General features: G+C 68.7%; 9 protein-coding genes and 3 pseudogenes. 2 read left to right on the top strand and 10 right to left on the bottom strand.

Annotated elements, in window-relative coordinates; all coding sequences use genetic code 11:
- Positions 1–349: 349 nt before the first annotated feature.
- The 9 genes and pseudogenes from ACIOJE_RS40485 to ACIOJE_RS40445 all read right to left on the bottom strand — a co-directional run bounded on the left by ACIOJE_RS40485 (position 350) and on the right by ACIOJE_RS40445 (position 9,584).
- Entirely contained in the window at positions 350–2,677 is a 2,328-nt protein-coding gene (locus ACIOJE_RS40485; protein WP_280686372.1) for an amino acid adenylation domain-containing protein, read from the bottom strand.
- 118 nt (positions 2,678–2,795) lie between these two features.
- The gene (locus ACIOJE_RS40480) at positions 2,796–3,719 is read right to left on the bottom strand and encodes a phosphotransferase (RefSeq protein WP_280686373.1); all 924 of its coding nucleotides are present in this window, start codon (positions 3,717–3,719) and stop codon (positions 2,796–2,798) included.
- Positions 3,720–3,918: 199 nt separating this feature from the next.
- The gene (locus tag ACIOJE_RS40475; RefSeq protein ID WP_280686374.1) at positions 3,919–4,950 is read right to left on the bottom strand and encodes a MupA/Atu3671 family FMN-dependent luciferase-like monooxygenase; all 1,032 of its coding nucleotides are present in this window, start codon (positions 4,948–4,950) and stop codon (positions 3,919–3,921) included.
- A gap of 175 nt (positions 4,951–5,125) precedes the next feature.
- Positions 5,126–5,446, bottom strand: coding sequence for a phosphopantetheine-binding protein (locus tag ACIOJE_RS40470; RefSeq protein WP_280686375.1), 321 nt, complete (start codon positions 5,444–5,446; stop codon positions 5,126–5,128).
- Between the two features lie 432 nt (positions 5,447–5,878).
- A complete protein-coding gene (locus ACIOJE_RS40465; protein ID WP_280686380.1) occupies positions 5,879–6,415 on the bottom strand; it encodes a DUF2399 domain-containing protein in 537 nt (178 codons plus the stop codon).
- Positions 6,416–6,475: 60 nt separating this feature from the next.
- Positions 6,476–7,089: pseudogene (locus ACIOJE_RS40460) on the bottom strand (TIGR02679 domain-containing protein); the annotation flags it as partial.
- A gap of 111 nt (positions 7,090–7,200) precedes the next feature.
- A complete protein-coding gene (locus tag ACIOJE_RS40455) occupies positions 7,201–7,749 on the bottom strand; it encodes a hypothetical protein (RefSeq protein WP_280686376.1) in 549 nt (182 codons plus the stop codon).
- A 790-nt stretch (positions 7,750–8,539) separates the two neighbouring features.
- The gene (locus ACIOJE_RS40450) at positions 8,540–8,995 is read right to left on the bottom strand and encodes a transposase (RefSeq protein ID WP_280686377.1); all 456 of its coding nucleotides are present in this window, start codon (positions 8,993–8,995) and stop codon (positions 8,540–8,542) included.
- Between the two features lie 70 nt (positions 8,996–9,065).
- Positions 9,066–9,584 (bottom strand): transposase, encoded by a 519-nt coding sequence (locus tag ACIOJE_RS40445; protein WP_280686378.1) that lies wholly within the window; start codon positions 9,582–9,584, stop codon positions 9,066–9,068.
- A gap of 141 nt (positions 9,585–9,725) precedes the next feature.
- On the opposite strand from ACIOJE_RS40445, the pseudogene ACIOJE_RS40440 reads away from it, so the two are divergent.
- Positions 9,726–10,616: pseudogene (locus ACIOJE_RS40440) on the top strand (site-specific integrase); the annotation flags it as partial.
- 175 nt (positions 10,617–10,791) lie between these two features.
- Positions 10,792–10,925 (top strand): annotated as a pseudogene (locus ACIOJE_RS40435) (XRE family transcriptional regulator); the annotation flags it as partial.
- 398 nt (positions 10,926–11,323) lie between these two features.
- Here ACIOJE_RS40435 and ltrA read toward each other — a convergent pair.
- Complete coding sequence (gene ltrA, locus ACIOJE_RS40430) at positions 11,324–12,685, bottom strand: group II intron reverse transcriptase/maturase (RefSeq protein ID WP_280686379.1); 1,362 nt, start codon at positions 12,683–12,685, stop codon at positions 11,324–11,326.
- Positions 12,686–13,085 lie beyond the last annotated feature (400 nt).

Below are 13,085 nucleotides of genomic sequence, written 5' to 3'. Positions count from 1 at the left end.
ACGGCCTGCTGCCGGATCCGCTCCCGCGCGGCCCCCTCCGCGTCGGTCAAACCGCCGACCTGTGCATACCTCACAGCACACGACTACCGGGATCGGCCCTCCACCGGCAGGCGAACGCTACGGCTTCACCCATCCGAGCGACATCACGAATTCAACTTCAGTAGCTGCGCCGGGCGGCATCGAGCGGCCGGAATCTGTGTGCGTGTGGGTTCAGAAACCGCGAATCGTGATGCCGGCACTGCAGGGTGCCCGGCGTCACGATCCGCTGCCAACGCAGCACCTTCGGCGGGATGCGGGCGAACGCTGCTCATGCCGATGGCACAGCAGCAGGCCAAGCCAAGTGGCCGGGTCAACGACCAGCACGGGCTGCGGCCACGAGTTCAGCGGCGATCGCAGCCAGCCGCGTGCGGTCGACCTTGCCGTTGGGGGAAACGGGCAGCGCTTCGAGCACGGTGAAGTGCTTCGGGACCATGAACGCGGGTAGGACCGCGGCCAGCCTGTTCCTGAGGTCGCTGTTGGCGGGCGAGGTCTGGGAGGCGATGAAGGCGTGCAGGGCCGCCGGAGAGCCGAGGGCGAGAACGGCCACGTCCGCCACCTCCGGCAGCCACCTGAGACGGTGTTCGATCTCGCCGAGCTCGACACGAAAGCCGCGGATCTTGACCTGGTGATCGGTGCGACCCAAGTACTCGACGACGCCGTCGGGCAACCAACGGGCGACATCGCCGGTACGGTAGATGCGCGGCTCACCGGGGAACGGCGCCTCGATGAAGCGTTCCGCTGTGAGTTCGGGCCTCCCCAGGTAGCCGCGCGCCAGCCCGACTCCGCCGATGCAGAGTTCACCCGGGACGCCGACGGGCTGGATCCGGTGCGATTCGTCCAGGACGTACAGGCGCGTGTTCGCTATGGGTCGCCCGATGGGTACGGTGGCGCCCGGCTCCGTGCAAGGGAAGTGACTGACGTCGACCGTGGCCTCGGTCGGACCGTAGAGGTTGACGAGGTCCGGCCCGGTCGCACCGGGACGCAGCAGCCGGTGGAAGGCCGCCACATGAGCCGGGCTCAGTGCCTCGCCGCTGGCGAACACGGTGCGCAACGGTGCGAGCCGAGCGACCGCCCCGCTTTCGGCGGCGTATTCGAGGAACGCCGCCAGCATCGTGGGGACGAAGTGCAGGACACTCACACGGTGTTGCTCGACAGCTTCGATGATCGCTTCGGGGTCGCGCTCTGCGCCCGGCGCCGGGAGGCACACCGTCGCGCCCTCGATCATCCACCAGAACAGTTCCCACACCGAGACATCGAATGAGATCGACGTCTTCTGCAGGACGACGTCACCGGTTCGGAGCGGGTAGGCCTCCTGCATCCAGGTGAGTCGGTTCACCACCGAGCGGTGCTCCACCACCACGCCCTTCGGCGTGCCCGTGGAGCCGGAGGTGTAGATGACGTACGCCGGATCAGCGGGACCCGATGTGACCGTCGGCGCGGTCGTGACCGGAGAGTACGCGGACGGGTCGCGCAGGTCGACCGTGTCCCCCGGCGCGGCCTCCGCTGGGACGGCACCGGAGATGAGGACCAGTTTGGCGGCACAGTCGCGCAGGACGAATGCCACCCGATCGGCGGGATAGCCGGGATCGACGGGCACGTAGGCGGCGCCGGCCTTCATGACGGCCAGGACGGCGATCAGCATGAGTTCCGAGCGGTCCATGAGGACCGCGACCCGGTCTCCGGTCTCCACCCCGCGCGCCTGGAGCGTCCAGGCGAGACTGTTCGCGCGACGGTCCAATTCGCCATAGGTCATCGTCCCCTGGTAGCCGACGGCGGCGATCGCGTCGGGCTGTGCGGCGGCGCGGGCCGCGCACAGGTAGTGGACGGTTGCGGCGAGATCGTAGGGGCGTGCGGTCGCGTTGAAGCCGGCGAGGAGGGCGAGGTCCTGCGCGCAGGTCAGCGTGATGTCCCGCAGCGGGCCCCGGGGATCGGCAGTCGCCTGGTCCAACAGCACCAGGAGGTGTCGACAGAGGCGCTCCACGCTGGCGGGCGTGTGCCGCCGGGAGTCGTGGCGAACCCGCACGACGGCCCCGTTCGCGCCCTGGGCGAAGGTGAACAGGAGTGGCACCTGCGTCGAGTCGGCGAACGTCGGGTCGTGCAGACCGTCGAAGGCCACGGCCACGTCACACAGGCGGTTGTGGCCCGGTGCGGCCGGGCCGCGTTCCTCGGCGAGCAACGCGACTGGGAAGTTCCTGTGGGTGAGCCCGTCGAGGACTGCGGAGCGGACCGTGTTCAGCAGCGTGGCGAAGGTGTCCTCCGCCGTCGCGGCACATCGCAATATGATAATGCCAGTCCCAGCCCGCTCTGGATCCGCGGACAGGTTCTCGACCGGCACTGGCTGCCCCACCACGAGGTCGTCGGTCCCGGTGTAGGCGCGGAGCAGGGCAATGACTGCGGTGGTCAGCACGACGTGGAGCGATCGAGGGGACCCCTTGCTCAGAGTGTCGACACGTCGGTTCAGGTCGGTGCTGAGCACGACTTCGCGGTGTTCCCAGGTCGGCTCTCCCGATGCGACTGGATGATCAGCGGGAAACCCGGTCTTCTCGCTACCGGCCAGCAGTCGATTCCAGTACTCGGCATTCTGCGGGTGCCGCGCGGACGCAATGTCCAGCCGACTGAGGGAGCGCTCTGATTCCATGAGGCGCCTTCCGCTCGCAGGGGTAGAGGCATGAGAGGTTGAAGTCGATCGCGGGCGGCTCCCGCGGTGAGCCCGGATCCACCGCTGGTCCTTCGCAGACGGCAACGACCCGAACTCCCTACTCGTGGAATCGGGTCAGACGCGCGCTCAGGAGCCGGTCGAGCGCCGCCCGTCCCGCCGGACCCCACGCTGGCTTGCCGCCGGGCAGGCCGCGGTCCCCGTTCTGACCCATAAGCATCAGGAAGAGGCTCTTCAGCGCGGCCAGCCCGCGGGCGCGCCGGACCGTCGCCTCGTCAGCCTCCGCGTACGCCGCGAAGAAGCGTGTGGCCGCGCCCGCCGGCAGCAGCACCCAGGCGGCCGCCAGGTCCCATGCCGGGTCGCCGACGCACAGGGCGCCGAAGTCGACGACGCCGGCCAGCGTCCCGTCCGCGACGACGACGTTCGCGGGATGCAGGTCGCCGTGCACCCATACCGGCGGACCCTGCCACGCGGGGGCCGCGACAGCGTCGTCCCAGATGGCCCGGACGTCGGCGGCGTCGGAGCCGATCGCGTCAGCGTCGACGGAGTCGAAGAACTGCTGGAAGCCGTCCGTGCAGTCTCTGGGGTGTACGCCGATGCCCGAATCAACCGGTGCGTCGGCGGGCGCTGCCACATGCAGCGCCCGGAGGAAAGCTGCCAGGGTGTCGGCCGCGTGCTCGCCACGGGTGATCGCCCCGTGGTCCAGCGGCAGGCCCGGCACCCACGTCATGACCGTCCAGATCTTGGGGAAACGCTCGCAGGGCGCACCACTGCGCACCGGCACGGGGATTGGCAGCGGCAGGCGCGGGGCGAGCAGCGGCAGCCACCGGCGCTCCTTCAGCTGCTCATCGGGGTTGGTGTTCATGCGCTGGATCCGCACGGCCAGCTCGTCCCCGAGGCACCACATCTGATTGCCCCAGCCGCCCTCCACCTCGCGCAGAGGCAGCTCGGCCAGGTCCGGATGCTGGTCCTGCAGCAGATCGCGGATGAGACCCGCGGTGATCTCGATCTGGATCTCGGTCATGCGGAGCAACCGTTCTGGGTTCGACCACGCCGACAGTTCCCGGGTGTCACACCCGGCCACGGTCGGGGGTTCATGGATGATCTTGGTGCACCGAGAGGCGCACTGCTCATTGTCGTGCCTTCGGCTTCTCGGGTGGCGAAGTTGCCGAACACTGGCCGCGACGCTGCATCTTCCGCCGTCAAGGCCACCCAGCGGCCGATCACGAGGTCTGCCATGCGTCCTTGAGCGCAGTCAGATGGCCGAGGCTGGCAAGCACGGCGCTGGCCTCCACGTCGAAGTCAATCATGCACGCTACCTCGTCGACGCCGGTCTCGGCGACCCTGTCCAGCAGCCGTGCGGCGTCTTCCGCTTGGCCGAACAGGCCGCCGGTGTCGAAATAGCGATCGTAGGCATGCTCGACGAGGAACTCCAGGTCGTCCGGGTCGAGGTCATCCGGATCCACTCCTCGGAGGACGTCACCCGGTGCCCGCAGCAGCCGCCCCGCATCGGTGCGCAGGAACGGGGCACGGACGGTCTCCCGCACCACCTCGCGATCCTGTCCGAGAAGGGTGGGAAGCATGAGCGCCACCCGCGGCGCTTCCGTCCCGGAATAGGCCTCATGATAGACCGCGATCTTCTCGGCGAGTTCCTCCAGATTCTGGCAGAGCAGGTGGGTCAGAAGCCCTACGCCGAGCCGACCGGCCTCCCGGAAGGACTCGGCGCTGCCCGCACTCGTGAGCCAGACCGGCGCTTCGGGCTGCACCGGGGCCGGGAAGATTCGTTTGGTCGCCAGTTCGGCGGTACCGTCTGCCGGTTCGAACGCCTCCTGGCGCCACAGCCGCCGCACAGCATCGATAGTTTGCACGAGAACTTCCCGGCGCTGGGAATAGTCCTCCGGCGCCAGGACGAAATCCGGGCCGGGCCAGCCTGGTCCGAAGGACAACCCCACCCGGCCGTCGGAGAGGTTATCGACCGCCGCCCACTCCTCCGCGAACCTGGTCAGGTCATAGAGCGGGCCGACGACACTACCCGCCCTGATCTCGACCCGATCCGTGACGGCCGCGACCGCCGCGCCCGTCTGGGCAGGGTTGGGATGGATCCCGCCGAACGGGTGGAAGTGCCGTTCCGGCATCCACACCGCCGTGAACCCATGCCGATCCGCGAGACGTGCTCCTTCGAGCAGGAGACCGTAAGGAATCCGCCGGGTTCCACCGGCTCCGTCATGTGCGAAGTAGAAAAGACTAAAATCCACGATTGTCCTCCCGTGATCAACCTGGTGCCAGCGATCTGCTGCAGCGGGTCCCGGCGCCCCGGCGCAGCAGGAACCAATACCGGGGAGTTGTTCATTGCTCGGTCCCCCCGCTCATCGCTCAAGGCCGGATGGGCGAGCGCACAGGCGGGCCGGATTCGGCCCGCTGCACGGGTTCCTATCCCCCTGAGCGACCACCGAGGGCACGGGCGAGGCGCCCGACGCTCTGGTGCGCGAAAACGTCTCGCACCTTCAGTGGCAGCCCGGCCTTGCGAGCGGCGGTGACCAGCCGAATCGCAGCGATGCTGTCCCCGCCGAGGTCCTCGAACCCGACATCGACGCCGACGTCGGTAAGGTCGAGCACCTGCGCGAACAGTCGGCCCAGGAGTTCCTCGGTCCCGAAATCGGGAGACCGATGGGAAGTCGCATCCAGTGGCTCCGGGGCAGGCGACGTTCCGCGGTCCAGTTCGCCGTTACCCGGGGTCGAGTTCTCGGCCATGCTCATCACCTTTCACCTTCTCGGCACCCGCACCCCTCAGGACGTGCCGCGTTCTCGTCTACCGTCACCTTGACCTCGTGCCGCAGTCGAGGCCGGTCACTCGGCGATGCCCGCCACGTTGAGCACGACGTCGGCCGATGTGTTTCTCTCGGTGCCGGGTGGGCTCGTGCGCGTTGGAATCCGAACCAATACTTCTGCTGAGCCTGTACCTTGCCTACTGGCTCTTCGGCCACGGGGCAACGGCCTTGCTTTGGACCATGTCCTATGTGGTGATGGCTCGCTGATCGGGGCAGGGGCGGGGCACGTGGATTCGGCACTGCCAAGGTATCTTCGACCCCCAAGGAGATCCGCCGCTGGGCAGATCAGTGCCACCGTGCCACTGCCCGGCCGCTGACACCGACCGAGCCCGCGGCACACCCACCACCACCGCGCTCACCGCTGCCCCGGCCCCAGGTCGGTCACCAGCCACTCCAGTGCGGACTCCTCGTACAGCGCGGCGTTGAGCCCGGCCATGGCGGCGGCGAGGCCGGGGTCCCAGTCCGCTTCCACGGGCGCACCAGTGAGCGGGAGCCGCGGGATGCCCTGCCGCCGGACCCGAGCAGCGAGCTGCTCGTAGTCGGTCGCTGCCATCCGCCACGGCCGGGCCGCGTATCGGCGCACGATGCGGTTAGCGAGCGCGATGCCCGGCCAGTCGAAGTCACCGTGGTAGTGGAAGCGGTGGCCGGCGGCGGCGAGAACGTCGAGCAGTTCGAGCAAGACCGTGGCCGCGCTGCCCGAGGTGCAGACCAACGCGGCAGCGCAGCGGGCGGCGGCCGCGGCCTCAACCACCCGGGGGTTCTCACAGACGTACCCGTCGGTGTCCGGTGGCAGCGCGAGTTCGACGACATACAGGTCACGGAGCGTCAGGTGGGTTTCAGCGCCCTGCTCGGACCGCTCTCGCAGGGCCCGCTCACGCCAGCCCTGGCCCACCGGCCGCAGCCCGTAGCTGAGCACGGTGCTCGACACCTCGTCGGGGAGCACGCCGGCGCCATGCCAGAGGGCGCGGCGTCCGGCGCGTGCTCCGGGAGCTCGGTGTCCAGGGCACGCGCGAGGCCCCGCAGGACCAGGCGTGACAGCGCTGTGCCGTCGTCCAGCCCGTGGGCCGTTCCGGTCACTTGGGTGGCGAGCTCCCCGCGGCCGTGCGGCGGCGCCGTCTCGTCCCCGAACGGGTGCAGCGCCCCGAGGACCTGGACGGCCTGGCGGAGCACCTCCGCGGCCCCCCTGGGCGGGAGCCGGCCAACCGCTCCGCCTCGGCGCAGGTCGGCGAGCCAGTCGGCCACCCAGCCTTGGTCGGCCAGCGGTGACGCGGCCACGGCCTGGTCGGCTGCCTCCCAGACCGCGGCCCGCGCCTGGCGTCCGGTGTCCCGTGCGGCACGCCGATCGGTCAGCGGCGGACCGAGCTTCATCAGGGCCTCGACCAGACCGCAGCCCGCCGCTGTGGATCGCAACCGCGCATCCAGGTCGGACAGCCGGATCGTGGCGGTGGGGGTGCCGAGCCGGCGACCCAACAGCAGCGACAGCGCCTCGCGCTCCGCCGCGTCGAGGTCGGCCAACCGGACGGCGCCCTCCGGCCGCAGGCAGTTGCGCTCCAGCCGTTGGCGCACCGTGGTCCACACCCGCGCGAGAGCGGGCTGGGTCAGGAACCCGAGGGTCTGCGGGGGAATGGTCTCGGCATCACCCACCACGCCGGTCGAGACGTAGAACGTACGTGACTTCTACGACCGGGTCACCTCAGCCGCGATCCTCCCGTGGCAGTAGCGGCCCTCTGGCAGGCGGAGTTTGGGGATCTCGAACGTCAGCAGCGACCCCGCCTCCAGGCGCCGCAGGCCTGACGACGTCACCAGCCGCGTGAACGCCACGTTCCGGTCCTCAAGCCGGCCCATCCAGCCCCGCTCCGGCACCCTCTGCCGTGTGTGACCCCACAACCCCACATTGATCCACAGCCGCCACGTACGCGGCGTCAACCAGTGCACGTTCGATGGCCTGCTGTCCTTCGCCTTCGCCACCGCGACCGCGACCGTCAACACCTCACCACGCCGACCAACAACCTGCCTGGTCGCCACCGGACTCCGGCTGATCCAGCGCTCCTTGACCGCCCACGCGAACAGACCCGAGAACGCAGCCAACTCCCGGTTCCACTTCATCCCGCCGACCCGGACCAGATTCTCAGCCGCACGCAGACGCCAGTGCTCGTAGTCCTCCAGATCCCGCGCCACCGCCTCCGTCCACGACCGCCCGCGACTCCACAGAAAGGTCAGCAGCAATGCAATATCCGTCGCTTAGTTCCGCTTTTGTCAAGGGACGGTGGGAACTGGCTCTGGCGCGAGTTCCGTGAATGAACTTCAGAGCCCTGGGAGTGGTTTGTGGAGGCAGTTGCCTGACGCGGTCGTCAGGCGACGCTCCAATGGTTCCGCATTCAACGGCCTGCACCCGAAATCGGATGCGCGAGGGGAAGTGGTGCGGCTAGAACAGCCGTATGACGATCTTCTACTGTGCCGGATGCGGTGCTGTCCTGACAGCCCCGCTGACGCCACTGTCGGCCGTGCCGGAACCGCCCCCGTATGAGGAGCAGGAACAAGGGACGCGGAGGTCTCCCGCGACGATGCCCCGAGGGTACTTCGCGGTCGAGCCCGAGCCATGGGGTGCACCCTACGTACCGTACGGGGACGATGAGGACGGCCCTTCACAGCGTCGAGCGGGCTGGAAGGCTGATGAGCGAGGGCTCCTGAAGTCCGCAGGCCCGCGCAACAACATCGTCCTCCATCCTGAGGACGCACCCGGACTGGAAATCCTGGTGGAGGCGAGCATGGGGTGCTGCTCCGGCCCCGTTGGCGACCGCGGTCTCAATCGCGCGTGTCCTTGTGGGAGGCCGGTCGCCACCCTGGCGGCCGATTGCACCACAGTCTATGAGCTACACCTCGACGCAGGCAGCGTGCGAGCCGAAGAGGCGACCGGCTGAACTACTCCCCTCGCTCTATGCCCCAATGCCTGAGTCTTTGAAAGGCCGCGAAAGGCAAGGTCATCGGCGGTCCGTGAGAGGCATCGTCGTGATCTTTACGACGCGAGGAGCACGCGTTTGCGGAGGAGGTCGAGTTTGGCGCGGCCGAACATCTGGCGCTTGAGCATCTTGATGCGGTTGACGTGGCCCTCGACCGGACCGGAGTTCCAGCGGAGCGTGAGGCCGGCCATGACGGCGTCCCAGTCCTTGCGCAGGCCGGTAGCGAACCCTCTCAGTTCTGGCAGCTGGCTGGCTTCGGCGTCCGCGGTCCACCGTTCGAGGTCCTCCTGGCCTCGGCGGTGGAGGAGGATCGAGGCGAAGCGCGCGATGAGTTCGCAGGCTTCGTCCAACTCCCGGCAGCAGTGCAGGAGTTCCTTCAGCAGGACGCGGCCGGACTCGGGGCGGTTGTCGGGGTGGGTAAGGATCATTCTGGTCACCTCGCGCACCTTGGGGACCGGCGGCAGGGCGGCTGGTTTGGCGTTGTTGCGCAGCCGGTGCACGAAGCGGCGCACTGTGCGCTCGCTGACGGTCAGGCCTCGCCCGGCGAGCTCTCGGTGGAGCCGCAGTGCGCTGTGGCAGCCCTCATTGAACCGGGCGATCAGGTAGGCGGCGTGGTCGTCCAGGCTGGTCTGCGGCCGCCAGTGGCCCCGCCCCGATCAGCTCGTCCGCCGTGGCAGCGCGCATGAACTTGCGCGCCGTCTTCGGGTCCAGGCCCAGCTCGGCGACGATCTCGCTGTGCCCCATGCCCGTGGCCATCAGGGCGTGGACGGCGGCGTGACGCTCGCGGGTTCTGTGAGCGCGCCGTCCTTCGGGCAGCACCGTCTTCTCCTTCTCCGGGGCGGGCGGGAGCCACTGCGAGCGTAGGCGGGCGACCAGTCGCTCGGTGGCATCGCCGAGGTTCACCCAGAGGTGGAACCTGTTCGCGACCTGCGTCGCAGTGCCCGCGCCGCGGTTCGCGCCGTCGGAATAGCAGCTGGCCCGGTCACGGCAGACCACCTCGACGCCGGGGTGGTCGGTGAGCCACTTGGCCAGGGCGTCCGCGGACCGCTCGGGCAGGACCTCGACGGGACGGCGGCCCTCGATGTCGATCATGTGCGACATCCCACGGGTTCCCCTGAGCTTCGCTGAGCTCTTGGCCCTGTGGCCAGGGGCTTCTTCCTGCGCCGACGGCTCGACTGTCTGCTGACGTAACTTCGGGATTCCTGAATCGTTCTCGTCTTGTCCGAGTGATCCGCGGTCTGGATGAAAGCGAGGGGGCTCGGGTTGGCGGCGTTGGCGGTTGTGCGGGACCTGCTCGAGCACCGGGCCCCGGTCTCGGCAGAGGAGTTGACCCAGTTCGAGACTGACGCCCTGGCCGGGTTCGTCCTCGCCTGGGCCTCTGCCGGGCTGGCGGACGGGACTATTCGCGGGGACGTCGGGCACCTGGACCAGATACGGACCTGGTTCGGCCGGCCGCTGTGGGACATGGACCCCGCAGACGCCGACGCCTACTTCGGGCGCGTCCTGCGGAACTCACCCAGCGGCACCCGCCTGGCTCGCTCCCAGGCACTGACCACGTACTTCGCTTTCCTGGAGCTGCGGCACAAGGTCGAACTCCATGCGATGACTGGCCGAGTGGTCGAGTGCCCGATCGACGAGATGAACCGTCCTCGCGGATCCAAGGACGCACAACTGCGGATCCCGCCGATCGAGTCGGAGGTCGCCGCGCTGTTCACCGGCTGGGCCGGAGAGCTGGCCACCTGTCGGAAGTTCGCCCCGACCGCCAGGAACTACACCGCCTCGAAGCTGATGTCCGAGGTTGGGCTGCGGGTGAACGAGGCGTGCAGGCTCGACCTGGACGACATCAAGTGGGATCTGGGCCAGTTCGGAAAGCTGCACGTCCGCCACGGCAAGGGCAAGCGCGGCTCGGGGCCACAGGAGCGGATGGTGCCGCTGATCAACGGTGCGGGCCGAACCCTGCGGTGGTTCATCGAGGATGTGTGGGGCCAGTTCGGCGACGACCACACCCGACCCGGCGCCCCGCTGTTCCCTTCCGAGCGCAAGAACGCCGACGGCTCCTCCCGGAGGGTGGGCGACGACGCCCTTCGCAACGGCTTGGTGGCCGCCACCGGGACGCACCTGCCCGCCCGGGCGGACAAGCTGACCCCGCAGGTTCTGCGGCACTACTGCGCGTCCCAACTCTATCTGAACGGCCTGATTCCTGGATCGCCACCACGATGCGGTATGTCCATGTGCAGCAGACCCGGGTCGAGGACGCCTGGGTCGCCGGGACGGAGCGGGCCGCGAAGCGGCTGGAAGGGCTTGTCCGATGAGGTGGAACCTGCGGCTGACGGCCGCGAACAAGGGCATCTGGAAGGCGTCGAACTGCAACGCAGCCTCGCCGATCACGGTCTGGTGATCTCGGCGGGCAAGATGTCCGGACTGTGGTCCGGCCAGCCGGTCCCGACGTAGGCCGCCCACTCATCTCCTTGACCGCCCTCGCTGGGCGATGCTCCACATCACGGAGGTTGTCCGGTCTCACGGTTCATGCCCGGACATGACGTGTCGTCGGTTCCAGGTGTCGTTCCGACGGGTGCGCACTCTCACCGCTGGAGATTGGGCTTCAAGCAATCCAGCCTTGGCCATATCGCGCGGGTCTCGCGGCACCCCGCCCCAGACACCTCCAGGCGGCCACCACTTCCCTGGCATGCTCTTGTCCCCTCGCGCTTTCGCGTCCAGGTAAGCCAGGCGACCCATGAACCTCCCTCCGAGTTCATCCCGACTGCGTCGGGGATACAACGAAGCGCCTCACGGCGCACACCGTGCATGCAGTTCTCCCGCACACGGCTTTCCGACATCGTTCACCGACTGGCATGCGCCGTCGCCCCGCGTACGCTCCCGGTCAGGCGGTAGACCCCGAGCCGAGTGATCCGCCCATAGGTGTAACGGGTGGTCCAGTTCCGGCCCCGCAGGCCGTGTTTCCGGCTGGCGAAGATCGCCAGCCGCTCGTGAACGTAGCCGTCGACCGCGTTGAACTTCCGCCCGGAGTTGCCGTTGCGGAAATACGCGGCCCAACCCCGAAGGACGGGGTTGAGGTCGGCCACCACGGCGGCCACCGGCCGTTCGGTCCGGGAGCGGGAGGTCGCCGCACGGATCTTGTCCCGCAGCACCCCCAACGCCCGCGCCGAGGGCCAGCGTTGCAGGTAGAACCTGCCCCGCCACTTCCACGACTCCACCTTCCGGTGATGGAATCCGAGGAAATCGAAGCCCTGCCCACCCCGAATGAGACAGACGATGCCGGACTTCTCCGGATGCAGCCGCATCCCGAGCCCGCCCAGCACCACCGCTGCCAGCTCGCGCGCCTGCTCGGCGCGCTGCCTGGTCGGCGACAGGACCACGAAGTCGTCGCAATAGCGCACCAACGTCCCCAGCCGGCGACCACGGTCCTGCCACGCCTCGTCGAGGACGTGCAGGGCCACATTGGCCAGCAACGGGGAAATCGGTGAGCCCTGCGGGGTTCCCGCCCCGGTCGGAGAGGTCACCCCGCCCTCCAGCACTCCCATCCGCAGCCACGACCGGATCAGCTTCAGCATCTGACGGTCCGCCACGCGCCTCGCCACCTGAGCGACGAGTGCCTCGTGATCAATCGTCCCGAAGCAGTCCCGGATATCAGCCTCGAACACCCACTCCTGCCGCTGGTTCGCCGCGACGCGCACGGCCTCGCACGCGTCGATCGCGGACCTCTTGGGCCGGAAACCGTAGCTCGCCTCGGTGAACTGGGCCTCGAAGACCGGTTCGAGAACCAGTTTCGCGGCCGTCATCACCACCCGGTCCGCCACAGTGGGGATCGACAGCGGCCGGAACTCCCCCGGCCGCCCCGGCTTGGGAATCTGGACCCGTCGCAGCACCGACGGACGATACGTATGCGTCCGCAACTGCTCCGACAGGTCCTGGAGGAACTCATCCACCCCGGCAGCGGCCACCGCGTCGACGGTCACGCCGTCCACGCCGGGGGCACCCCGGTTCGCACACACGCTGGACCACGCCCGCCACACGACGTCCATGCGGTGGACGTGGCCGTACAGGGCGTGGAACCGGCGTTCGGGTTCTTGCTTGGCACAGCGGTAGAGCGTCCACTGCAAGGCTCGGACCTTGTCCAGAGGACGCCGCTCAACGCGGCCTGGGTCCTCCCGGCGGGCGGACATAGCCGTTTCGGCACTCACCCGGGCACCTCCTTGTTCGTGTCACGCATCGATGAAGCAGGGGCCCTTCGCTCCTGACGGGTTGTGTTGTCCCGTCAATCGGCACTACTACGACCCCCTCCGACTGCCTCTCGGCAGCCCGCCACTTCCCGGTTCCGCCGGTTATAGGCAGGCCACGCTTCCCGGGCCGCAATCCCCGGGGCCGAGTAGGCCCTCTCCAGTTCCCAGGACAACCTTCCGACCATTCCACGCCCCTTACGCCGGGAGGTTCTTGAGCGCCCGCTCCAGGATCTGGGACGCCTTCCGTGGCCTTCGCCCTTCAAGCACAGGCTCGGCTCCTCCTTGGCCCACCTCTCTCGGAGCGGGGGTTAAATGACGGCGCTGCAGGCTTCACTTCATGTTGCGGACTGGTCGGTCGCAC

This window comes from Kitasatospora sp. NPDC087861, assembly GCF_044742585.1.
Taxonomy (GTDB): Bacteria; Actinomycetota; Actinomycetes; order Streptomycetales; family Streptomycetaceae; genus Kitasatospora.
The sequence above is the reverse complement of the archived record's forward strand: the minus strand, read 5'-3'. Positions and strand labels throughout refer to the sequence as shown.